Genomic DNA, 20,863 nt, shown 5'->3' with positions numbered 1-20,863 from the left:
AAATAATGCTTTTAAAGTGATGTCACACCGCGGATAACAGCGGCGATGGCACCAGCGGCAGCTACGAGGAGTGAGAACTTCCGGGCTGCCGCTTGTTCGATCTTATGGGAAATTAATGAGCCCAAGCTAATACCGACGAGCATGCCGAGTGCGCCTGCGGGCCAGACCAACCAGTCGATGCTGGTGATAGCAGCCGCGCCAACGAGTGCTTTGACGGTAAAAGAGATGCCGCCGCCGAGCATAAAGAGCGGCTGCATGGTCGCCGCGAGATTTGCTTGTGCCCATCGTGCGGCCGAGAAGTACACAGTAAAGACGGGCCCTGCTACCCCAGCGAGCGTGTTGGTAAACCCGCCGATAACGCCGGCGACAAGGCCTGGACCACGCCCGTTAATTGTGGGCACATAGTTTTTGCCGAGGGTCACGACGGCGAGTGCAATCAGCAGGGAGACTCCGACGAGGATCAACAGCGGTGCGGTGTCCATCGCGGCGATGAGAAAGGCCGCGGGCACTGAGCCTAAAACTAAAACAGAGCCCAAGAGAACGACTTGGGACCACACGACGTTTTTGCGCACGACGATAGTGGTGGCGCCCGCGTTGATGCAGGCAAGAATATTGAGCACCATGATGCCTTCGACCGGTCCCAGAATCAGGGACAAGATCGGCCCGGAAATCAGGCCCACTCCCATGCCGGAGACTCGTTGCATACACGAGCCCACGGCAATGGCGGCGAAGACAGCTAGCGCAATAATCATACCCGGTATTTCTCCAGCACGGCTTGTGCCACAGGTTCAGGGAAAAATCCGGAGATATCCCCGCCGTATTTGGCCACTTCCTTGCACAGCGAGGAGGAGATGTAGCCGTATTTTTCATCGGTAAGCAATAACACGGTATCGATGCCAGAGAGGCGCTTATTCATCTGCGCCATGGGCAGCTCATATTCATAATCCAGCGAGGAGCGCAGCCCCTTCACGATGGAATCAATACCGTGCGCCGTGGTGTAGTCGACGAGCAATCCGGCCCAGTAATCAACCTTAATATTGGGCAGGTCAATGGCCGCTTTGATCAGGTCCACGCGTTCGTAGATGCTAAACAGCCCGGACTGCTTATTCGGGTTGCCCGTAACTAAGATCGTGACTTCATCGAAAAGCGCTGCGGCGCGGTGGAAGATGTCGAGATGGCCTAAGGTCATCGGGTCAAAAGAGCCGGGGCAGACTGCTTTAGTCATGTGTATTCCTTTCAAAAATGGCCATGTCCATGCGAGCGATGCCGTAGGTGCGCTTCTTTAATTTTTGGCCGGTGGGTGTGAATTCCTCGGGCCAGTTAGGCTCTGGGCTATCCACCTGCCTCTCGATGACCACTATGGCACGATCTGCGAGCACCGGGGCGAGTTTGGCAATAAGGCCATCAACATCGTCGAAGCCATAGGGCGGATCGGCGAGCACCATATCGAAATGCTCACGCGGAGCTCGGTCGAGATAGGTGCCGGCTTTCATCTGGTGGATATACACCTTGGGGTGGCCAACGACCTTCGCGTTGTTGGTCATGTGCTTCACAGCGAGCTCGCTGGCATCCACCAGGTGGACTTCCTCCGCACCGCGGCTGGCGGCTTCAAGGCCGAGTGCGCCGGAGCCGGCGAAGAGCTCGAGTACGTAGGAGCCTTCAAAACCCCAGCGCACAGCGAGCGAAGAAAATAGCCCTTCGCGGGCTCTATCGGAGGTGGGTCTGGTGCCTTCTTCGGGCACGGTGATGGTGCGACCACGGGCTTGGCCGGCGATGATTCTGGTCATGACATATACCCTAACGCATCGGGTTTTAGGCTTTGTCTAAGTATTCCTGCTCTTTTTCCCGAATCTCCGCTGTCAGCTCAAAAGCCAGCTCAGGGTTATCTTCCACCAGCTGGTAGGCATCTTCATAGGCGCGCTCAATAATGAGCAGGTCCTCGTTTAAGTCCAGCAGCTGCAAGGTGCGCTGACGGCCTGACTGGCGGGTACCTAGCACGTCGCCTTCGCGGCGGTAGTCCATGTCGAGTTCGGTCAGCTCAAAGCCGCTGGCGGTCGCAGCGATCTTATTGATGCGTTCCAAGCTCGGGCTATTCGGTGCGCTAAGTGTGTGGAAGAGACACAATGAGGCATTGCCGCCACGGCCGACACGCCCGCGCAGCTGGTGCAGCTGGCTGACGCCAAAGTTCTCAGATTCGCGGATCAAGATAACAGTCGCGTTGGCAACGTCCACGCCGACTTCGATGACCGTGGTGGAGACCAGCACGTCTACTTCCCCACGGGCAAAGGCTGCCATGCGCTCATCCTTATCGTCCATGCGCCCGTGCAGCACCATGATCCGCAAACCTGCAAGAACTCCGTTTTGCAGTTCCTCCGCGAGCTCTAATACGCCGCCTTCGCCTTCAATGCGTGGGCAGACGATATAAGCCTGGTGTCCCGCGGCAACTTCTTCGCGGATGCGCTGCCACGCGCGCCTGACCCACACGGGCTTGCCCTCTGGCACCACCGAGGATTGGATGGGTTTGCGCCCACCGGGTAGCTCATGCAGCGAGGAGACTTCCAAGTCGCCAAAGACCGTCATCGCGATGGTGCGCGGAATCGGCGTTGCCGTCATCACCAGAACGTGTGGGAAGGTGCCTTCGGGGGCTTTCAGACGCAAAGAATCGCGCTGTTGAACACCAAAGCGGTGTTGCTCGTCGATGACAACGAAACCGAGGGAGAAAAACTCCACGGTGTCTTGAATGATCGCATGCGTGCCGATGACAATATCGGCTTGGCCGGAGACAATATCGAGCAACGCCTGGCGCTTTTCGGCGACTTTCATCGAACCGGATAGTACGGTCAGCCGGATATCTTCTGGCAGCATCGCCGCGATAGAGCGCGCGTGCTGGTGCGCGAGGACTTCCGTAGGTGCAAGCAAGGCTGCTTGGTGGCCCGCGTCGACAGCAGAGAGCATCGCGGCCACCGCGACGAGTGTCTTACCGGAGCCGACCTCGCCTTGCAAAAGCCTGGTCATCGGTTCAGGCCGTGTGATGTCGCGGTCAATATCGCGAATCACGCGCTGCTGGCCATCCGTGAGCGCAAAAGGCAGCTTGGCTAACATCTCCGCGCGGTAGCCATCATCTGCTGGCGGCAGCGCAAACGCACGCCAGTGCTTGGTATCGCGCCTGCGCAGCGCCATCACAAGGCCAATGCCCAATGCCTCGTTGTATTTGAGTCGATCAATGGCGCGCTGGGGGCCTTCAGGGCCGGGCTCGTGGATATCACGCAGGGCTTTGTCGAAGGTGAGATCGGAAATATCCAGTGGGTCTTCCACCGGCGGCATCGTCTCTAACACGTGGTGGACTGCCGCCATGATGGTCCAGGTCTTCAGCGTCGAGGACGCCGGGTATACCGGTAACCATTCGCGGTCGCGCAACAGTTCTTCAACATCGACGAACTGCGAAATCGCCTTCAGCGTTCCGCCCCAGCGCTTGGACACCGCCGTAGACCCCGGTGGAGCATCAAGGATTAAAAACTCGGGATGCTGCAACTGTGCCTGGCGATTATAGAATTTCAGCTTGCCTGAAAAGAGCACGCGCACGCCCTTTTGCAGCACGCGTTCTTGCCAGATGCCGTTGAAGAAGACAGCCGTGTAGGCATCATCAACGGTGACATTGAGGACAAAGCCATTAGAAGTCGGGCGCTTAGAAATCCACGTCACCGTGCCAGAGACAGTGATAAAGGCGCCTTCGGGGGCTTCTCGTTCCGCGAAGGCACGGAAGTTTTTACCCTGGCGGATGTAATCGCGCGGATAGTGATTTAACAGCAGCTGCCCGCAGGTGGTGTACCCGAAACTTTTCGTTAGTGCCTTGGCTACCTTGCCCGGCAGCACGGCAGATAATGGCCGGTCATCGCTCCACCCCAACATGAGCTGTTATTCTACCCCGATTTCGGTGCGCAGGCCGGGTACCTTCACCGCGATGACTTCTACCCCCAGCTGTCGCGATAATTGCTCAGTATCTAGGGTCAGCGAGGTAAGGATGGTCATCTGCTCATCGCCTTCGCGCAGCAGGTCATGGCAGCACGCCAATATCGCGCCGACGGTTTCATCGCTGGGCCTATCCACGCGCATAGCCGCGGCGACTTCAGTCATCGCGGTCACCGCACCAGCATCGGGCGCATAGACCGAAATCGCCGCGAGTGCTTCTACGTTGCTGTGCACGGGCACGACCTGCGCGCCGCCGAGATCAATCCCGCGCGGGGTGCCGACAAAAATATCTTCCGGGCTAAGTTCCATCCCGGCTTTATAGATCGTTGCACCGATGGAGCTAAAAAGCTTCGCCAATTCGGCGTCGCGGGTGGAGACTAAAACCCGCGGGGTGTCATCGACAAGCGGCTCTGCTGCGACCACCTTGGCCGGAAGCACCTCTAAGCGCAGGTTACTAACCTGACCAAGCCCAAAGGCCTTTTCAATGACCTCCCCGGCAGCGAGGGTATGGATGTGGATATTGGCTTCTGTCTCCGTAGCACGCGCGATGACCAGGCTATCGCCCAAGGGCGCAATCGCAGCTTCTAACTTGTCGATGTCCCCGGAGTAATAAAACACCACTTCCATCTCGAAGACGCTTTCCGGGATAGCGATACCTTCGCGCGGCTCAGTTTCAGATACTTCCGCCAGCAAGCACTCGAGCAAGATAACCAGGCCGGCTCCCCCGGCATCGACCACGCCGGCTTTGCGCAAGACTTCCAACTGCGAGGGCGTATTGGCCAAAGCCTTAGCTGCCTCATCGCAGGTAATGGTGAGTACTTCGACCAAGACCTTCGTGTGCTCCAGTGCTTGTTCAGCGGCTTGTGCCGCCGCCTTGAGCACGGAGACCACCGTGCCTTCAACCGGCTGGGCAATCGCGCGGTCTACTAAATCCACCGCGAGCTTTAAAGAATCCACCAAAGTGGTTGCATCGATATGCGAATCAGCGGTGGAATCAGCCACCGCGCGCAGCACCTGCGATAACACCATGCCGGAATTTCCCCGCGCCCCGCGCACGGAGCCAATGGCGAGCGCTTCAGCAACATCCCCGCCTTTGTCTGCTTCTGCCAGCGCTGCTTCCATGGTGTGCGCCATATTCGAGCCGGTATCAGCATCAGGAACGGGAAAGACGTTGAGCTGATTTAACTCGGCGCGGCGCAGGGAAAGCTCTGCCACGGATCGCTTCGCCCACGCATGAAGCGTGGGTGCGTCAATGTGGTTTATAGCCATGAGGCTTAAGTCTACAATTGCCAGTCGATGGCTACCTCGCCGGCCTGAACCAACGCCTCATTCGCGCGCGAAAAAGGCTTCGATCCGAAAAAGCCCCGGCGCGCTGACAGCGGTGATGGGTGTGGGGAGGCGATGATGGTGGCATCTGGGATAAAGCGTGCGGCGGATTGGGCGTCTTTGCCCCATAAAATGGCGACGAGCTCCGGGCGGTTGAGTGCGCGAATGGCGGCTTCGGTGACTTCTTCCCAGCCCATTTTCCTATGTGAGCCAGCATTTCCTGCTTCTACGGTAAGCACGCGGTTTAATAACATCACGCCTTGGTTAAACCAACTGGTGAGGTCACCATCAGCGCGGCCGGCATCACTGAGAACAAGGTCTAGGTCTGATTCGAGTTCAGCGTAGATATTGACCAAAGAGCGCGGCGGGCGCACACCGGGTTGGGTGGAAAAAGACAGCCCCATGGCATGCCCGGGTGTCGGGTAGGGGTCTTGGCCAAGGATTAAGACTTTGACGTCGCTGGGTGCAAGATCAAAAGCACGCATGACATCATCGCGTGCCGGCAGCGTGCTGGGCCCGTAGATATCCGGGCTGATCTTATCGAGCGCTGGTTGGATAATAGGTTGCCAGTCAGGGTGCATTAGTCCTCCTTCAGCGAGCTGGGAAAGCTATCGCTGGGGAAGGACTCCCAACCGGTGGAATAGCGCGCGGGTTGCCCATCGATGGTCAGCACCCCATCGCCATTGCGACGGGTAACTTCGCCAATCACGCGAAAGCCTGAAGGGGCATCTTTCATGGTGGTACCTAAAAGGGTGTGGTCTTCTCCCCCAGCTAGGACCCAATCCCATGGGTCGTGGTCTAAAAGCTCGCCGGCGCGAACCAGTAGCTCATCGGGGGCTACCGCGTCGGTAAAGATATTGATCTTCACCGCTGAGCGTTTAGCGATGGTCGTAAGGTCATGGACTAACCCATCCGAGTTATCCGTCATCGCGGTTGCGCCCGTGGCTCGCGCAATCACCCCGCGGCCGGGGTCGATGACTGGTGCGCAGTGAAATTCTACCAGTGGCTGCAGCGAGGAATCAGGAAGCTTGGTGCCAAAGCGTTCCAGCAATGCCCACCCGGCAGCCGACCATCCGATTTTGCCGTGGGCTACAACCTTTTGCCCGGCGCGCGCAGCGCTTAGGGCTAAGGGTTCTCTATCCCCGCCGAGTGCGCCAATGGCGGTGACAGAGACGGTGATCTTCTCCGCCTGGGTGACATCGCCGCCGACCAGCTCCGTGTTGTAATCGCCGGTTCGCTTAGCGATGCCTTCTGCGATCTCGCGCACTACTGACACCGGGGTATCTAAAGGCGCACCTAGCGCCATGAGCGCACCGATGGGGCGTGCGCCCATGGCTTCGATATCGGCATAGTTTTGGGTAATGGCTTTCATGCCGACTTGGTAGGGTGTGGACCAATCTAGGCGAAAGTGTCTTCCTTCAACCAACATGTCTGTTGTAGCCACCGTGCGCGAATTGGGCGCCATGGGCAAAAGTACGGCGGCGTCATCTCCGTTGAGGGAACTGGGCGCGGCGGCGATGATTTCTTGAATCACACCGTGTTCGCCTACCTCACGGAGGGTCGGAGTATTTTTCACAGATTGCCTTTCAGTAACATGTGGCTTTATGAATACCCAATTTAATCGCCCGGCTATTTATGTTTCACTTGGGCTGTCTTTAGCTTTAGTGGTTGGCGTGTTGTTTGGCACAAAATACTACTTTGAAAATGTGGCAAGACAACCTGTTTCAGTCAGTGCGATTGACTCCCCTGATGCATCCCTGCCTGAGTGTGCGGAGCTTGTGGAGAATCTGCCTGAGCGGATGATGGGTCAAAAGCGCTCTGAGTTGGTTGAGCCTGCTCCCGATGGCGTGGCGGCATGGGCCGATATTTCTTCCATGGCCACGGTCTTACGCTGTGGGGTGGATATGCCATTGCAGTACACCGACTATTCCCAAACCGTTGATATCGATGGCTCCCAGTGGCTAGAAGTTCGCGATATGACCGAAGGCTCTACGCTGACCACCTGGTACAACACCGACTACACCCCAGCGGTTGCAGTCACCACCCATACTGATGAAAAGCCCAAGGGCCTGAGCCAGGCTTTGGAGGTTCTCAGCAAAGACCCCCAAGCACCACGTCCTGCTCCCCTGTCCCAGCTGGATCCAGCAACCGATGCTGAGGTCTGTTCTCCATTGATGGAAGCCCTGCCTGACACTATCGGTGAAGACTACGAGCGTTTCGACGTCACGGAAGATAACACCGCCGCCTGGGGTGCCGAAGGCCGCGAGCCCGTTGTTATCCGCTGTGGCGTTGCCCCACCAGAAGGTTATGAGGCCGGTGCACAGCTGCAGCAGATCAATGAGATCCCGTGGTTCCAAGACACCACCTTGGGCGAAGGCACCACCGCCGGCACCTGGTTTGCGCTAGGCCGTGAAACTGACATTGCCGTCAGCGCCCCACAGGATGTCGCCAACACCGCTCTTGTGGAACTAGGCGGAGTCATCACTGCCAACACCGACGAGCAAGACTAAGACCTTGTCTGCCCCGCAGCCACGCTCCCAACAGCAGCGCTCACCGCAGCCACGCACGCCGCAACCGCGTAGCACGCAGTCGCCCACTAAGCCGGCGGGCACGTTGCTGGGAACTCTTGCCGTGCTTGGTGCAGCTGGACTCTGGGGTACAACGGGAACCGCTGCAACCTTCGCCCCAGAAGTAGGCCCGCTTGCCATGGGTGCTGCGGCATTAGGCATTGGCGGACTACTTCAAGCACTTATCGCCTTGCCGGCGCTATACCGCGCGCGGGCAGCATTACGGGCAAATATTGGCACCATCATCACCGGTGCCATAGGCGTCTTTATCTACCCACTAGCGTTTTATAGCTCCATGCATCTTGCCGGTGTCGCCATTGGCACAGTGGTCTCCCTGGGCTCCGCGCCCATTGCCTCTGGCTTATTAGAGCGCATCATTGAAAAGCAAAAACTCAGCCGCTGGTGGATGCTTGCCGCCACGCTCGGTATCACTGGCAGCACACTCTTGTGCCTAGCGAAGATGCACAACGCTCCCAGTGAAACCTGGCCCACCATCTTTGGCATTGTCTTAGGGCTAATCGCCGGGTTTACCTACGCGCTATATTCCTTCAGCGCACATAATCTCATTGGCCGAACAGACCGCGGCACCATCGGACGCGCCGCCGGCATGGGTGCCATCTTCGGTCTTGGTGGGCTTGCCCTTATGCCCGTGCTTCTCGCAACCGGCGCGCCGCTACTGACCAACGCACGCACCCTCACAGTTGGCGCGTACATGGCGATAATCCCCATGTTCGTAGGCTACCTACTCTTTGGTTATGGCCTCACGCGTGTCACCGCAAGCGCTGCCACCACGCTGACACTTGCTGAACCCGCCATCGCCGCTATCCTCGCAGTCTTCATCGTCGGTGAACGCCTAGCTCCCATCGGCTGGATTGGCATGGTCGCAATCGGCGCAGCACTGCTCGTGCTCTCACTTGGCCCTGCTACGCGCAGACCCCGGGCAAAAATAAACGGTAGCTAGCACTAAAGCTAACTACCGCCATTCAAATCTTAAAGTTAACGAGCACTTAACTCTGCTTTTGAGTTGATGAGCGCTACATTGTACTGCGTTAACGAGCACTTGATGCGAGTTAACGTTGCGCTTTGGCTAGCGCTGTGGCCAGCAGGGTGTCTAGTAGCTCTGGGTAGCTGACACCGGAGGCTAAGAAGACCTGTGGGTACATGGAAATCGGGGTAAAGCCCGGCAGGGTGTTGATTTCGTTAATCATCGGGCCGTTGTCGGTGACAAAGAAATCAATGCGTGAGAGGCCTTCGCAGTTAAGTGACTTGAAGGTTTCGATCGCAAGGTCCTGGATGGACTTGATGGTGTCATCATCAAAAGGTGCCGGGATGGTCGCGGTGACGGTGTTATCGAGGTATTTGGTGTCAAAGCCGTAGAAGCCTTCCTCGGAATCTTCGGTGCCGTTGAGCTTCGCAGGCACAGAAGCCACCAACTTACCGTCGGGGTATTCGAGAACACCTACTTCGACTTCAGCGCCGATAAGTTCTGCTTCGACAATGACCTTGTCATCGCTCTTCGCAGCTTCAGCAATAGCCGCGTCGAGCTCATCCCAGGAAGACACCTTGGATACACCGATGGAAGAGCCACCGCGGGCAGGCTTTACAAAGACTGGCAGGCCTAAGAAATCCTTTTCTTCCTCAGTCAGTTCGGTACGCCCACGCAAGATAACATCGCGGGTAACGGGCAGGCCTTCAGCCGCCATCAGCTTTCGCATGAACTCTTTGTCCATGCCTACTGCCGAAGCCATAACGCCTGGGCCTACATAAGGAATGCCGGCCATTTCAAAGACGCCTTGGATGGTGCCATCTTCACCGTTGACACCATGCAGTGCAGGAAAAGCCACATCTACTTCAGCGTGCAAGGTCCCGCGGGTGACATTGTGAATCTGGCCTGCACCTTGTGGATTTAAAGAAACAGTCAATTCATCGGCTTCTTCTACCTCTGGCAACTTGCCATCTTTAATCTCCAAACCCTCAGTAACACCAATAGTCCAGGTGCCTTCACGGGTAATGGCGATGGGAACAATCTCATAACGCTGGGGGTCCAAATTGTTCATAATGGCGCCGGCAGTTACGCAAGAAACAGAGTGCTCAGTACTTTTGCCACCATAGATGACAGCTACGCGGGTTTTCGAAGTCATAGCCCGTTAGTCTAGCGATTAAACTTCAGACTTCTTGCTGCGACCCATCAGAGCGATCACCATGTCTTCCGCCGAAAGGTTTTTATGGCACACCCCAAAGACTGCTTGGGTCAACGGCATATCCACGCCATGATCGCTGGCGAGACGGTAAATCGAGGCCGAAGAAATCACGCCTTCAGCAACTTGCCCATTGGTAGCAGCCGCTGCTTCTTCTAAGCTTCCGCCCTGGCCCAGGCGGAAACCAAAGGTGCGGTTACGCGAAAGCTCGGAAGTACAGGTAGCTACCAAGTCACCCAACCCAGCGAGCCCGGCAAAGGTGCGCGAATCCGCGCCAAGGGCTTCGCCTAAGCGGGTAATCTCCGCAAGCCCACGGGTAATAAGCGTTGCCATGGTGTTAGTGCCCATGCCCATACCGGTAGCCACACCGCAGGCCAGCGCGATGACGTTTTTACACGCGCCGCCAATTTCACAACCGATAACATCGGTATTGGTATAGGGACGCAGATAGGACGTCGCCACGGCTTGCTGCACGGCCTTCGCCCGCTGTTCATCCGGACACGCAATCACAGTCGCCGCGGCTTGTTTCTCAGCGATTTCGCGCGCGAGGTTCGGGCCCGAGAGCACCGCGATGCGCTCCGGTGATGCGCCAGTGCACTCGGCAATGACTTCGCTCATGCGCTTAAAGGTTTCTTTCTCGATACCTTTGGAAATGGACACCAAGGTGGCATCGGCAGGCAAATCTGCGTTCCAGTTTGCCAAGTTAACGCGCATCGCCTGCGAGGGCACAGCAAAGACCACGATATCTGCCCCACGCAAGGCTTCTTGGGCATCGGTGGTGGTGGCAATGGATTCAGGCAGCGAAATATTAGGCAGGTAGTCCGCATTGATGTGCGAGGTAGCAATGGCTTCGGCTAATTCTGGGCGCCGAACCCACAGGCGTACGTCACTGCCGGCGTCGGCAAAGACTTTCGCCAGCGTGGTTCCCCACGAACCCGCACCCATCACAGCCACCTGTGCCATTCATTCACCTTTCATTGCACCGTTAGTACGCAACCCATCATAAAACATGCACGCGCTTTACCCTGACTCTTTACCCGACAGGGTTTAGGATATGGATGAAGCAATCACCCCCAAAGGAGCATAAAGTGGCCAAGACACCCAAGGTTAAAGACATGCATGAAACAGATAAGGACATCTCCTCGAAGTCTTTCATCTCCGGCCGCTTGCAGCACGTTCCTGTAGATCCCAAGGCTGAGTTCAAACGCACCACCCTGGCTGCCGGCGCTATTTTGTGGCGCGGGAACCCCGCTGCCCCCGAGGTGGCACTCATTCACCGCCCGCACTATGACGACTGGTCTTTGCCCAAGGGCAAAGTAGACCCCGGCGAATCCTTGCCCGCCACCGTCGCGCGCGAGTTGTGGGAAGAAACCGGCTACAAGGTCAAGCTCGGCAAACTCGTTGGCAAGGTCACCTACCCGGTCCAAGGCCGCACCAAAGTGGTCTACTACTGGCTAGCCCAGGTGCTATCTGGCGAATTTACCCCGAATGAAGAAGCCGATGAATTGGTCTGGATGCCCATTGAGCAGGCCCGCGAGCGCGTGACCTACCAACTCGATGAAGACGTGCTGGATAAGGCCGCCAAGCGCTTGCAGCTGATTCCTGATGCTTTGGTGCTCTATGTTCGCCATGCTCGCGCGCATAACCGCAAGAATTGGAGCGGGGATGATAATTTGCGCCCGCTGGATAAAAAGGGCCGCAGGCAGGCAGAAATGCTCATTGCGGAGCTTAGCCCCTATCAGCCCACGGCGATTTATTCCGCCACCCCGGATCGCTGTTTGAACACAGCCGCGCCCATTGCCGATGAGCTCAATCTTCCCGTGCACGTTGACGCCTTGCTTGGCGATGACGCCTGGTTAGACCAACCCTCCAAAGCCCTTCTGGCCTTTAAATCCATCGTCGCGCGCGGCGGCACCCCGATCGTAGTCTCCCAAGGACTGACTATTCCTTCGGTGATTGAGTCTTATGCGCCTGCGTTTATGGACACCGAGGATTTGAAGGTAAAGAAAGCTTCCGTATGGGTTTTGAGCTTCTTAGAAGGCGAGCTCATCGGCGCTGATTACTTAGCTTCGCCCTTGCCTGTGCGATAGGACTGGGAGAACCAGAATCCAAAGCGCACAGCGCACAGGCACCAGTTGAAGATCAACAAGCCTAAGAAAATCTGGCTGATGAGATCAAAGATGGGCAGCTGGGCATTTTCTGCAACAAAGTGCGTGCCCAGGCTCATGGTGCCCACGGGAAACGTTGCGCCCCACCAAGCGGGGTTATAGGGCGCCCAGGCGCGTACAGTGCGAAATTCGTGATACAGCGCGAAGACACTTGCCGCAGCACCCAGCGGCAACATGACCGTGGCATAAGCCAGCCCAAATCCTTGCGGGAAAAGCAGTTGCGCAGCCGCTGTGGATTGCCCAACAACCCCCACCGGAATCCACGCGGTATGCCCCAAGAGCACCGGAATGGTTGTACGTCGGCGCATCAGCGCGAAGTACACATAAACAAAGACCGGTACGCCGATAATCCACACGAGGATGAAACCAAATCGGCCCAGCCCAATAAAACCCAGCTGCGCGGCATTAGTTGCCGCCACCATGGGTACTACCAAGGCTAATCCCCACTGGAAATTCGGTAAGCCGATAAATTTGCGCCACTGATTTAACGCGATGATAAATCCGCCCAGCCCGCCGGTGAGATAACCAATGAGCTGATAGAGCGAATCCCCGCTAATAGCTGTCCACGCCGAGCCCAGGGAGATAACACCCATGGCAAACATTCCCCACGGACCCATGTACTCCGGTAAAAAGCGCGGGCTGCGATAACGCACCAATCCATAAAGCGTGACGGCGAAGATACCGGTACCAATGACCGCAAAGACCAACCCCACGGCAGCTTGCCCGTGAATGGCAAGCAATGCAGCAATGATCGAGGTTCCCATCAGCGACCCAGTCCAGGATGGACCTGCCGGTGGGATAAGCGAGCGCTGCGCATTCGCGTCGCTGCGCTCTGCTTCGCCAGAGGGATCAGGGGTGTGGGACATTTTATTCATAGTAGTACTCGCAATAGTTTATGCCCCAGGGTATATTCCCTGGGGCATAAGTTTTATACAAGTTTCAATCAACTTAAACCTGAGCCACCGGACCAGAGCCTGGTGCCACTGCTGGTTTGAATGCAGGACGCTTGTTTTCAAAGTTGGAGATAGCATCCTCATCGCGCAGGGTCAACCCGATGTCGTCGAGGCCTTCCATCAAGCGCCAGCGGGTGTAGTCATCAATGTCGAAGCTGTAGACATTGCCACCGACGGTGACAGTGCGTGCTTCCAAATCGACGGTGACTTCCGTATCGCCGGATTCCAGCTGCTTCCAGATCAGCTCAATGTCTTCTTGTTCCATCAAGCCGGTCAGCATGCCAGCCTTACCGGAGTTGCCGCGGAAAATATCAGCAAAGCGGGAGGAAAATACCGCCTTGAAGCCGTAATCTCCCAAAGCCCACACTGCGTGCTCACGCGAAGAACCCGTGCCGAAGTCCGCGCCAGCGAATAGCACCGAGCCATTCTTGTATGGCTCCTGGTTCAGTACAAAGTTCTCATCCTTGCGCCAGTTAGAAAACAGGCCATCTTGAAAGCCCGTGCGCTTGACAGACTTGAGGTAGACCGCTGGGATGATCTGGTCGGTATCCACATTGGAATAGCGCAGTGGAACGCCAATGCCGGTGTGCGTGGTGAACTTTTCCATAACTTACTTCTCCTTATTCGTCTTCGTAGCCTGATTGGTAGCCGGGTGTCTTAAGAGGCCTGCGCGGCAGGCTCGCGCGGATCTAAGTCAGCTGGCGAAGACAAGTGACCGGTAACAGCAGTAGCTGCTGCAACCAATGGGGAGACCAAGTGGGTACGTCCGCCAGGGCCCTGACGGCCTTCGAAGTTACGGTTTGAGGTCGACGCGGAGCGCTCACCTGGCTTCAGCTGATCTGGGTTCATGCCCAAGCACATCGAGCAGCCTGCGGTACGCCATTCCGCACCAAAGTCGGTGAAGATCTTATCCAGGCCTTCATCTTCAGCCTGCTTCTTTACAACCTCAGACGACGGCACAACAATCATGCGGGTATCAGCGGCAATCGTGCGGCCTTCTACCACTTCTGCGGCTGCACGCAGGTCTTCGATACGTGCATTGGTGCACGAGCCCAAGAAAACAGTATCGATGGAGATATCACGCAGCGGCATACCTGGGGTCAAGTCCATGTACTCCAGCGCCTTGGAGATAGCTGACTTCTCATTGTCATCGCCAGCATCTTCTGGGTCTGGTACAACAGCACCCAATGGCAGACCCTGACCAGGGTTGGTACCCCAGGTAACAAATGGGGTCAGCTCATCAGCGTCAATTTCCACGACGGTGTCAAAGACTGCGCCTTCATCAGTTGGCAAGGTCTTCCAGTATTCAACTGCCTTGTCCCAGTCCTCACCCTTCGGTGCGAACTCGCGGCCTTCGACATAGTCATAAGTAATCTGGTCTGGTGCGACCATGCCCGCGCGAGCGCCTGCCTCAATGGACATGTTGCAAATAGTCATGCGTGCTTCCATGGACATCTTGCGAATCGCTTCACCGCGGTATTCGATAATGTGGCCTTGGCCGCCGCCGGTGCCAATCTTGGCAATAATTGCCAAAATCAAGTCCTTGGCAGATACGCCTTCTTTTAATTCACCTTTGACTTCAATAGCCATGGTCTTAAAAGGCTTCAACGACAAGGTCTGGGTAGCCATAACGTGTTCAACCTCAGAGGTACCAATGCCCATCGCAATAGAGCCAAAAGCACCGTGGGTAGAGGTATGCGAGTCACCACACACAATGGTCATACCGGGTTGGGTAATGCCCAGCTGAGGACCAACGGTGTGGACAATGCCTTGCTGTTCATCGCCCATGGAGTGCAGACGCACACCAAATTCCTCACAGTTATCGCGCAGCGTAGATACCTGGGTACGGGAAGTCTTATCGATGATTTCCAGCAAGTTACCGGTTTTAATTCCCAAGGTTGGCACGTTGTGGTCCTCGGTTGCCAGATGCAGCTCGGGGTGGCGCATCTTTCGTCCGGCCAAGCGCAGACCGTCAAAGGCCTGTGGGCTGGTAACCTCGTGCAACAGCTGGAAATCGATATAAATCAGGTCTGGCGCACCGTTCTCACCTTTGGTAACAACGTGGTCGCGCCACACCTTTTCTGCCAGCGTCAATTTCTCGGACATTTCATCACTCCACTTGAAATCTCACTAATTGGGACGTATGTTTCAATATATGGGAGATTATAGCGCAGTTTCTGGCATTAAGGTACTCGATCGCGCAGTAGCGATTATGATGGCCGCCGCCAACAAACCATCAACGCTCAGTGATTTGTGCGAAACCACCGGCCTGCCACGGGCAACCACACACCGTCTGGCCACAGCTTTAGAAGCACACCGGCTGGTTGCACGTACCCCCGAAGGCAAATGGACCATCGGCTCCGCATTTCCTGGCAACCGCAATGATCTGCTCACCAGCGCTAAGCCAATTATGGATCAGCTAATGGAAGATACCGGCGAATCCATTCAGTTATATCAGTGGACAGAAACCACCCGTACCTGCGTGGCTACCGCCGAACCCAGCCAAGGCCTACACAACGTTGTGCCTGTGGGCAGCCAACTACCGCTGACTTCTGGTTCTGCAGCCCGCGTGATCGCCGCTTTTGCTGAGATCACCATCGACGGCGCAACCTTTAGCCAAGATGACGTCGATGCCGCTAGACGTGCAGGCTACTCCGAATCCGTCGAAGAGCGCGAAGCAGGCCTTGCTTCTGTTTCTGCCCCCATCATGGACTCCAACGGCCAACTCGCCGCGGTGCTATCCATCTCCGGCTCCGTCGACCGCTTTAAGCCTTCTCCTTTTAAGAAATTCGGCACGCAACTACTTGAAGCAGCCGGAAAGCTCAGCGCTAATCTTTAAACCGCCGCAGATTCAAGGGCGTTAATCCGCAACAGCCTAAAGCTGTTGCGGTGATAATCAATGAGGCTTTCTGCTTTCATACGCGATAATTTACGCGATAGCGCTGCCCTATCCGCATGTAGATGCTCCGCCATCTCCTGCCGGCTAATGGGCACCGTAAACATCGAAAAGTTGAACCTGAGCGACTGTGCTTTCAAGAAAAGTTCTAACCGGCTGCGTAAAGATTTCAATGAAACCAACCGCAAGTGTTCTTCCATCTTGCGGTTTTTCTCTGTCATGACAAGAAAACAGGTTCTCCACCACGCGCGTGCGCAACTCACACAATGCGCCCTCGGCATGGACGATCTTGTCCATCCCGACCATCAGCACCTGGCATTAATCAAGTGCACGGACTGTATAGTTCGTGATATTTTCCGGCGTCCATAAAATATCAGCACCGAAGACTTCGCCGCCGCCGTTGACATCCAGCAACAAGGTATCGCCATCGGAGTCAATATTTCGCGCCAGCACCGCTCCATCGATAACTACGCCAATACTCGTGCTTCGCTCCCCAGCATGCGCAATCACCTCTTTCGGCGCGAAGGTCTTAACCTGCACCCCAATACAGCTAGTGACCCGCTCAATCTCTTCCGGCTTGAAGCGCTGAAAGCCCGCGGGCGCTAGCAACGCCGGGTCGCTCTGCGCGACTTGGCTTATTGTTTCGACTAGGACCTAAAGACTGGGAGATTGCCGAAGAAGTCATGGCTGAAATCGGTATTTCCCACCTAGCGCATAAGCTGTGTGGCCAGATGAGTGGCGGGCAATTTCAGATGGTGCTCATCGCCCGCGCACTCGCCGGCAGGCCACAGATCTTGGTCCTCGATGAGCCAGAAACCGGACTCGATTTCCGCAACCAGCTCATTGTGCTCAATCTTTTGGAAAGTCTGGCCAAAGACCACGAGCTGACGATCATCATAAATACCCACTACCCTGCCCATGCCTTGCGGATTTCCACCTCGGCGCTGTTGCTGCATCCACACCAACCGCCGAAGTTTGGAACAACGCAAAAGGTCATTACCGCAGAGAATTTGCAATCTACCTTTGGCGTCGAGATAGCGATTTCTAATGTCGCAATAGGTGACCGCTCCTACCCCGCGGTCATTCCGCTGCATGCGAAATAGTGCCCTAGACATGCAAAAAGCTGCTCACCATAACTATGTACGGTGAGCAGCTTTCTTCTTTTCTAAGCAGGGATAACCAGAGCCAGAATCATCACGAATGGCAGTGAGATTACCGAGGACAATGTAGTAGCCATGGTCATGGTCTTTAGCGCGCCCTTGGTGGTCAGTCCCAGCAAGGACTTAAACATCCAGAAGAAGTTACTGTTTACTTGCAGAGCAAAAAGTGCTCCAGAAGCAATCGCTAGACCCATCGCGATAGGGCTAACCGCCACCGCACCGAGAATTGGCGCGATGATACCTGCGGCGGCGATAGCAGCCACAGACACCGAGCCGATAGCCAAGTGCAAGACAGCGGCCACAAACCATGCCAGCAACACAATGGTGATAGTCGGCATGCTCTCATTGGCGGTAAAGAGGTCTTCGAGAACCTTATCCAAACCAGAAGCGCCGATAACCGCACCCAGGGAGCCTCCAACACCGGTAATCAGCAGGATCTCGCCCGTGGTGCTAAAGCCTGACTGCATAGCATCACCGGTGGTGTCATTGCCGTTGGCTGCACGCGATAAGACATATGCACCGAGCAAACCAATAAATAGCGCGATATTGGCATCGCCGAAGAATTCAATCACCGGGTTAGCAAAGCCGAAGAGCCCAGCAAAAGCGCCGAAACCAATGAGCAACAGTGGAACCAAAATAGGCAGGAACAAAACTAATAGTGGCAGCTCGTGTGCCTTAGAGCCTTCTGGCGTTGAATCAGCGCCGGCAACATCTGCAGACCCCGTGCCATTTGTACCAGCACCGCCACCAGAACCAGCTACGACAGAAGTCTCACCATCTTCTTCCGCCTGTGCTTGGCCAACAGCTACCTCAGCGAACTCTGAATCTACCGAATCTTCTTCATCCGATTCTGCCTTCCAGTAATTGGTGCGCAACATCAGCTTCATCACAAAGGTGGTCAGCAACGCAGTTACCGGACCAAGAACCAATCCAAAGAGCAACCAGTTACCCAGCGGAATACCCATCAGTCCCGTAATGGAGATGGCAGCAAGACCTGGAACCACAAAGACATAACCGGAGAAAATACCCGTACCAATGGCCGAGGCCATCAGCGGCAAGCCACGCTTGCCCAAAGCGGGTGCAGCAGAACGCGCCACAGGTGCGGCCAAAACTACCTGCACATCAACGTAAATCGACGGCATGATCATCGACAGCAAAGCCGCCATCGAATATGGCAAGCGGTGCGCACCAACAGTTCGCACTAACAGCCGGACGAGTCTTGTAAAAGCCCCGGTGGACTGCATCAGCGCTCCGATGAGCACGCCGAAGCCAATGAGCAGACCGACTTCGATCATGATTTCACCGAAACCGACGGTGATAGCTTCAATCGTTCCGCCCAGTCCAACGCCGGTGGCAAGTCCTAAATACAAGCAGCCTAAAACCAAGCTGATAACTGGATCGACTTTAAAACGGATAATTAGCAACACGACCACCACGATGGTGATCAACGTGTGCAAAGCAACCACAGGAAGCCTTCCTTTCAATTCCCCACGTTGTCTTTTAGGAAGGCCCACAAAATATGGCACCTAGTTTCCTATCGAGAAGAATTCTAAGCACCATGTGAGGTGAGCGAAAATCATACCGCCGAAGTGATCCACAACTCCCGATCGTCAATACTTGCTGGCGACCTTCTTAATGCATTAAGAAGAGGGTAAGGTCACAATCCCCTCCTGGAATTGTGGCTTTGAATTTAAATGCCTAGGCATCCCCAATGGTGTCAAACTCCACCAGCAGCGCACGGTAGTCATCGAGAATCGGTAAATCTGCGGAACCCAGAGCCCGCAACCTACGCTGCAAAGTTTCATAGACTGCCCAGTACCACCATCGTTGCGACTCTTTCCCGGAGTTAAACCGCGACCACAACTGCTCGCCCACCTCTTGATAATCACCAAGAATGGATGTCAGGTTATGTACCTTGTCGCAGGCGGCAATAACCAGTGCTTCCCGTGGGGCATCATCGAGCTTTTCTAGATAGGCTTCTGCCCGCTCGCGCCAAGATTCCAGTGCTTTGTCTTTGGTCACCCACTGCACAGTTGTGACAACGTCTGCTCCGAATTCTTCTTCCATGGTGACGGCAGAGTACCGCTCGGGAGCGTCTTCTAATACGTCATGGAAAAGCGCTGCAATCTGCGTATCTTCATCTACTCCCGGTTGTTGACCTACCAGGTGCATGACTGCAAAGACGTGGGAAATATATGGAATATCAGTACCTTTGCGCAGCTGACCGTCGTGCGCCCAAGCAGCTGCATTGATGGCACGAAGAAGTCGATCGCTCATAACAATTGAGTCTACCCGCCAGAAATCTATTGTGAGGCGTATTACAATAGGTGTCCACGAAAGGCGTCGGCGAAATATGAACCAGAAGAGACACCCCACAACGCTTTGAAAAGAGCAAGAGGAAGGACCTCATCATGAAGCGCACACTTGCACTATTTGCCGCATCCACCGCACTAGCTTTGGGCGCCTGTGGCGCTCCTGCCGAAGATGAAGCCCCAGCAACATCTACCGTGACGCAAGAAGTCACAGCTGATGAAACCACTGCCGCCCCATCAGCTTCCGAAAGCAACTCCGACAATTCCGGGGGCGAATCAGAGGCTGCCGAGGACTCAGCTTCGGCTGGCGACAGCACCCCGGCTGAAGAAGACGGCGATACACCGTCTGAAGAACCTGAGCAGCCAGACCCATCGGAACAGAGCCCAGAAGACTTCCAAGCACTGATGGCCGAAGAAATGCGCAATAATGGCCAGATTGGTGACACATTTACCATCGATGGCCAGCCCACCGAACTATGCATCCATGGTGACGGTTTTGGTCTCAACGTGGTGACAGCCGGTGCCAATACCAGCTGCGATTTCGCATCGAACCTACTGGAGGCCACCAGCCAGGACTTGAACCCCACTGGGCAAAATATCCGCGACATCATGCCGCAGTCTGTGGAAGTTTCAAGCCCGGTAACCAACCAGAGCTATATGATGAATTGTTCAACCGATGCGCGCAATCTCATCACGTGCACCGGTGGCGATAATGCCGTGGTCTTTATGTACTAATTTCGCAGTAAAGCTAGTGCTTGAAGCTTTGCCAAACCGACGCCGCGCCGTTACCTAAATGCACCCGAGTTTCCAGTGTGATGGCCTAGCCTTAAAAGGTATGAACACGCGCATTGGAACACCCGCCAAGATTTTGTTCGCCGGCATCATTGTCGCCGGACTTAGCACCCCGGCGATTGCCGGCGCGGCAGAATCTACGCCGAGCACAAGTGATCCCGCTGCGACCAAAGCACTGTATGGCCAGATTTATGACCAACTCAAAGACGGCGAAGTCAACCGCGGTGACTCATTCAAGCTTGGTGACCGCGCCGCCACCTTGTGCATGATGGGCAATGGCTATGGAGTCCACGGCCTAGCAGTTGGCCCCAACACCAGTTGTGAGTTCGCCGGTGAAGTCTTTGCAAGCCTAATCCAAGGCTCCACGCCGGAAGATAACGCGCGTGGCCTTACTCCCACCACCGTGCATGCGCACAGTCCGGTTACTGGTCAAGACTATGACATGGACTGTGTCACCGGCCAAGATAACTTGATCACCTGCACCGGTGGCGTGGGTGCCGCGGTCTACATGTTCTAGCCCGC

At 55.7% G+C, this 20,863-nt stretch carries 23 protein-coding genes; 7 read left to right on the top strand and 16 right to left on the bottom strand.

Annotation, left to right across the window (positions count from 1 at the left end; all coding sequences use genetic code 11):
• Positions 1-11 precede the first annotated feature (11 nt).
• The 7 genes from C5Y44_RS05485 to C5Y44_RS05455 are packed head-to-tail and all read right to left on the bottom strand — an operon-like array spanning position 12 to position 6,871.
• Positions 12-752, bottom strand: coding sequence for a sulfite exporter TauE/SafE family protein (locus tag C5Y44_RS05485; protein ID WP_105324010.1), 741 nt, complete (start codon positions 750-752; stop codon positions 12-14).
• On the bottom strand, positions 749-1,225 hold the full coding sequence (gene coaD / locus C5Y44_RS05480; RefSeq protein ID WP_105324009.1) for a pantetheine-phosphate adenylyltransferase: 477 nt from the start codon (positions 1,223-1,225) through the stop codon (positions 749-751). The genes C5Y44_RS05485 and coaD overlap by 4 nt, the downstream gene beginning before the upstream one ends.
• On the bottom strand, positions 1,218-1,787 hold the full coding sequence (locus tag C5Y44_RS05475) for an RsmD family RNA methyltransferase (protein ID WP_105324008.1): 570 nt from the start codon (positions 1,785-1,787) through the stop codon (positions 1,218-1,220). The genes coaD and C5Y44_RS05475 overlap by 8 nt, the downstream gene beginning before the upstream one ends.
• A 25-nt stretch (positions 1,788-1,812) precedes the next feature.
• Positions 1,813-3,909 (bottom strand): ATP-dependent DNA helicase RecG, encoded by a 2,097-nt coding sequence (locus C5Y44_RS05470; RefSeq protein WP_105324007.1) that lies wholly within the window; start codon positions 3,907-3,909, stop codon positions 1,813-1,815.
• 6 nt (positions 3,910-3,915) lie between these two features.
• Positions 3,916-5,238 carry a DAK2 domain-containing protein gene (locus C5Y44_RS05465; protein WP_105324006.1) on the bottom strand — a complete coding sequence of 441 codons (1,323 nt, stop codon included), beginning with the start codon at positions 5,236-5,238 and terminating at the stop codon, positions 3,916-3,918.
• 11 nt (positions 5,239-5,249) lie between these two features.
• Entirely contained in the window at positions 5,250-5,876 is a 627-nt protein-coding gene (locus C5Y44_RS05460) for a uracil-DNA glycosylase (protein ID WP_105324005.1), read from the bottom strand.
• Positions 5,876-6,871 carry a thiamine-phosphate kinase gene (locus C5Y44_RS05455; protein ID WP_199185982.1) on the bottom strand — a complete coding sequence of 332 codons (996 nt, stop codon included), beginning with the start codon at positions 6,869-6,871 and terminating at the stop codon, positions 5,876-5,878. The genes C5Y44_RS05460 and C5Y44_RS05455 overlap by 1 nt, the downstream gene beginning before the upstream one ends.
• A gap of 28 nt (positions 6,872-6,899) precedes the next feature.
• Here C5Y44_RS05455 and C5Y44_RS05450 point away from each other — a divergent pair, with 28 nt between their 5' ends.
• Both C5Y44_RS05450 and C5Y44_RS05445 read left to right on the top strand, forming a co-directional pair.
• A complete protein-coding gene (locus tag C5Y44_RS05450; RefSeq protein WP_105324003.1) occupies positions 6,900-7,805 on the top strand; it encodes a DUF3515 domain-containing protein in 906 nt (301 codons plus the stop codon).
• A gap of 4 nt (positions 7,806-7,809) precedes the next feature.
• The gene (locus tag C5Y44_RS05445) at positions 7,810-8,823 is read left to right on the top strand and encodes a DMT family transporter (RefSeq protein ID WP_233189842.1); all 1,014 of its coding nucleotides are present in this window, start codon (positions 7,810-7,812) and stop codon (positions 8,821-8,823) included.
• Between the two features lie 109 nt (positions 8,824-8,932).
• On the opposite strand, the gene C5Y44_RS05440 is transcribed toward C5Y44_RS05445, so the two are convergent.
• Positions 8,933-10,003, bottom strand: coding sequence for a D-alanine--D-alanine ligase family protein (locus C5Y44_RS05440; RefSeq protein ID WP_105324002.1), 1,071 nt, complete (start codon positions 10,001-10,003; stop codon positions 8,933-8,935).
• 18 nt (positions 10,004-10,021) lie between these two features.
• Entirely contained in the window at positions 10,022-11,023 is a 1,002-nt protein-coding gene (locus C5Y44_RS05435) for an NAD(P)H-dependent glycerol-3-phosphate dehydrogenase (protein WP_105324001.1), read from the bottom strand.
• Positions 11,024-11,175: 152 nt separating this feature from the next.
• On the opposite strand from C5Y44_RS05435, the gene C5Y44_RS05430 reads away from it, so the two are divergent.
• Positions 11,176-12,150 carry an NUDIX hydrolase gene (locus C5Y44_RS05430; RefSeq protein WP_105324087.1) on the top strand — a complete coding sequence of 325 codons (975 nt, stop codon included), beginning with the start codon at positions 11,176-11,178 and terminating at the stop codon, positions 12,148-12,150.
• On the opposite strand, the gene C5Y44_RS05425 is transcribed toward C5Y44_RS05430, so the two are convergent.
• The 3 genes from C5Y44_RS05425 to leuC all read right to left on the bottom strand — a co-directional run bounded on the left by C5Y44_RS05425 (position 12,120) and on the right by leuC (position 15,287).
• A complete protein-coding gene (locus tag C5Y44_RS05425; protein WP_105324000.1) occupies positions 12,120-13,094 on the bottom strand; it encodes a tellurium resistance protein in 975 nt (324 codons plus the stop codon). The two genes, C5Y44_RS05430 and C5Y44_RS05425, sit on opposite strands and share 31 nt — an antisense overlap.
• A gap of 82 nt (positions 13,095-13,176) precedes the next feature.
• Positions 13,177-13,788: a 3-isopropylmalate dehydratase small subunit gene (gene leuD, locus C5Y44_RS05420; RefSeq protein WP_066794409.1), complete on the bottom strand. Its 612-nt coding sequence runs from the start codon at positions 13,786-13,788 to the stop codon at positions 13,177-13,179.
• Between the two features lie 50 nt (positions 13,789-13,838).
• Positions 13,839-15,287, bottom strand: coding sequence for a 3-isopropylmalate dehydratase large subunit (gene leuC, locus C5Y44_RS05415; protein WP_105323999.1), 1,449 nt, complete (start codon positions 15,285-15,287; stop codon positions 13,839-13,841).
• Positions 15,288-15,336: 49 nt separating this feature from the next.
• Here leuC and C5Y44_RS05410 point away from each other — a divergent pair, with 49 nt between their 5' ends.
• Entirely contained in the window at positions 15,337-16,020 is a 684-nt protein-coding gene (locus C5Y44_RS05410) for an IclR family transcriptional regulator (protein WP_105323998.1), read from the top strand.
• Here C5Y44_RS05410 and C5Y44_RS05405 read toward each other — a convergent pair.
• Positions 16,017-16,298 (bottom strand): Crp/Fnr family transcriptional regulator, encoded by a 282-nt coding sequence (locus C5Y44_RS05405; RefSeq protein WP_158255472.1) that lies wholly within the window; start codon positions 16,296-16,298, stop codon positions 16,017-16,019. The two genes, C5Y44_RS05410 and C5Y44_RS05405, sit on opposite strands and share 4 nt — an antisense overlap.
• 97 nt (positions 16,299-16,395) lie before the next feature.
• Complete coding sequence (locus C5Y44_RS05400) at positions 16,396-16,617, bottom strand: cyclic nucleotide-binding domain-containing protein (RefSeq protein WP_146108476.1); 222 nt, start codon at positions 16,615-16,617, stop codon at positions 16,396-16,398.
• Positions 16,618-16,715: 98 nt separating this feature from the next.
• On the opposite strand from C5Y44_RS05400, the gene C5Y44_RS05395 reads away from it, so the two are divergent.
• Positions 16,716-17,180 (top strand): ABC transporter ATP-binding protein, encoded by a 465-nt coding sequence (locus C5Y44_RS05395; protein ID WP_146108475.1) that lies wholly within the window; start codon positions 16,716-16,718, stop codon positions 17,178-17,180.
• 62 nt (positions 17,181-17,242) lie between these two features.
• Here C5Y44_RS05395 and C5Y44_RS05390 read toward each other — a convergent pair whose 3' ends face one another.
• Positions 17,243-18,703: a GntP family permease gene (locus C5Y44_RS05390; RefSeq protein ID WP_105323994.1), complete on the bottom strand. Its 1,461-nt coding sequence runs from the start codon at positions 18,701-18,703 to the stop codon at positions 17,243-17,245.
• A 232-nt stretch (positions 18,704-18,935) separates the two neighbouring features.
• The gene (locus tag C5Y44_RS05385) at positions 18,936-19,514 is read right to left on the bottom strand and encodes an HD domain-containing protein (protein ID WP_105323993.1); all 579 of its coding nucleotides are present in this window, start codon (positions 19,512-19,514) and stop codon (positions 18,936-18,938) included.
• A 134-nt stretch (positions 19,515-19,648) separates the two neighbouring features.
• On the opposite strand from C5Y44_RS05385, the gene C5Y44_RS05380 reads away from it, so the two are divergent.
• Together C5Y44_RS05380 and C5Y44_RS05375 are read left to right on the top strand one after the other, a co-directional pair.
• Positions 19,649-20,284, top strand: coding sequence for a hypothetical protein (locus C5Y44_RS05380; RefSeq protein ID WP_105323992.1), 636 nt, complete (start codon positions 19,649-19,651; stop codon positions 20,282-20,284).
• Positions 20,285-20,384: 100 nt separating this feature from the next.
• Positions 20,385-20,858, top strand: a complete 474-nt coding sequence (locus C5Y44_RS05375; RefSeq protein ID WP_105323991.1) for a hypothetical protein — start codon at positions 20,385-20,387, stop codon at positions 20,856-20,858.
• The last annotated feature ends 5 nt before the right edge of the window (positions 20,859-20,863 follow it).

This window comes from Corynebacterium sp. J010B-136, assembly GCF_002967075.1.
Classification (GTDB): Bacteria; Actinomycetota; Actinomycetes; order Mycobacteriales; family Mycobacteriaceae; genus Corynebacterium.
Note: the sequence above shows the minus strand (reverse complement) of the source record. Positions and strands in the feature narration are given on the sequence as shown.

What these genes read in the sequence shown, in the direction of transcription:
- C5Y44_RS05375 (WP_105323991.1), top strand. Translation starts at nt 20,385, where the DNA reads ATGAACACGCGCATTGGAACACCCGCCAAGATTTTGTTCGCCGGCATC.
- C5Y44_RS05460 (WP_105324005.1), bottom strand. Translation starts at nt 5,876, where the DNA reads ATGCACCCTGACTGGCAACCTATTATCCAACCAGCGCTCGATAAGATC.
- leuC (WP_105323999.1), bottom strand. Translation starts at nt 15,287, where the DNA reads ATGTCCGAGAAATTGACGCTGGCAGAAAAGGTGTGGCGCGACCACGTT.
- C5Y44_RS05470 (WP_105324007.1), bottom strand. Translation starts at nt 3,909, where the DNA reads ATGTTGGGGTGGAGCGATGACCGGCCATTATCTGCCGTGCTGCCGGGC.
- C5Y44_RS05485 (WP_105324010.1), bottom strand. Translation starts at nt 752, where the DNA reads ATGATTATTGCGCTAGCTGTCTTCGCCGCCATTGCCGTGGGCTCGTGT.
- C5Y44_RS05405 (WP_158255472.1), bottom strand. Translation starts at nt 16,298, where the DNA reads ATGACAGAGAAAAACCGCAAGATGGAAGAACACTTGCGGTTGGTTTCA.
- C5Y44_RS05440 (WP_105324002.1), bottom strand. Translation starts at nt 10,003, where the DNA reads ATGACTTCGAAAACCCGCGTAGCTGTCATCTATGGTGGCAAAAGTACT.
- C5Y44_RS05465 (WP_105324006.1), bottom strand. Translation starts at nt 5,238, where the DNA reads ATGGCTATAAACCACATTGACGCACCCACGCTTCATGCGTGGGCGAAG.
- leuD (WP_066794409.1), bottom strand. Translation starts at nt 13,788, where the DNA reads ATGGAAAAGTTCACCACGCACACCGGCATTGGCGTTCCACTGCGCTAT.
- C5Y44_RS05410 (WP_105323998.1), top strand. Translation starts at nt 15,337, where the DNA reads ATGGGAGATTATAGCGCAGTTTCTGGCATTAAGGTACTCGATCGCGCA.
- C5Y44_RS05380 (WP_105323992.1), top strand. Translation starts at nt 19,649, where the DNA reads ATGAAGCGCACACTTGCACTATTTGCCGCATCCACCGCACTAGCTTTG.
- C5Y44_RS05430 (WP_105324087.1), top strand. Translation starts at nt 11,176, where the DNA reads ATGCATGAAACAGATAAGGACATCTCCTCGAAGTCTTTCATCTCCGGC.
- coaD (WP_105324009.1), bottom strand. Translation starts at nt 1,225, where the DNA reads ATGACTAAAGCAGTCTGCCCCGGCTCTTTTGACCCGATGACCTTAGGC.
- C5Y44_RS05475 (WP_105324008.1), bottom strand. Translation starts at nt 1,787, where the DNA reads ATGACCAGAATCATCGCCGGCCAAGCCCGTGGTCGCACCATCACCGTG.
- C5Y44_RS05425 (WP_105324000.1), bottom strand. Translation starts at nt 13,094, where the DNA reads ATGTCCCACACCCCTGATCCCTCTGGCGAAGCAGAGCGCAGCGACGCG.
- C5Y44_RS05435 (WP_105324001.1), bottom strand. Translation starts at nt 11,023, where the DNA reads ATGGCACAGGTGGCTGTGATGGGTGCGGGTTCGTGGGGAACCACGCTG.
- C5Y44_RS05450 (WP_105324003.1), top strand. Translation starts at nt 6,900, where the DNA reads ATGAATACCCAATTTAATCGCCCGGCTATTTATGTTTCACTTGGGCTG.
- C5Y44_RS05385 (WP_105323993.1), bottom strand. Translation starts at nt 19,514, where the DNA reads ATGAGCGATCGACTTCTTCGTGCCATCAATGCAGCTGCTTGGGCGCAC.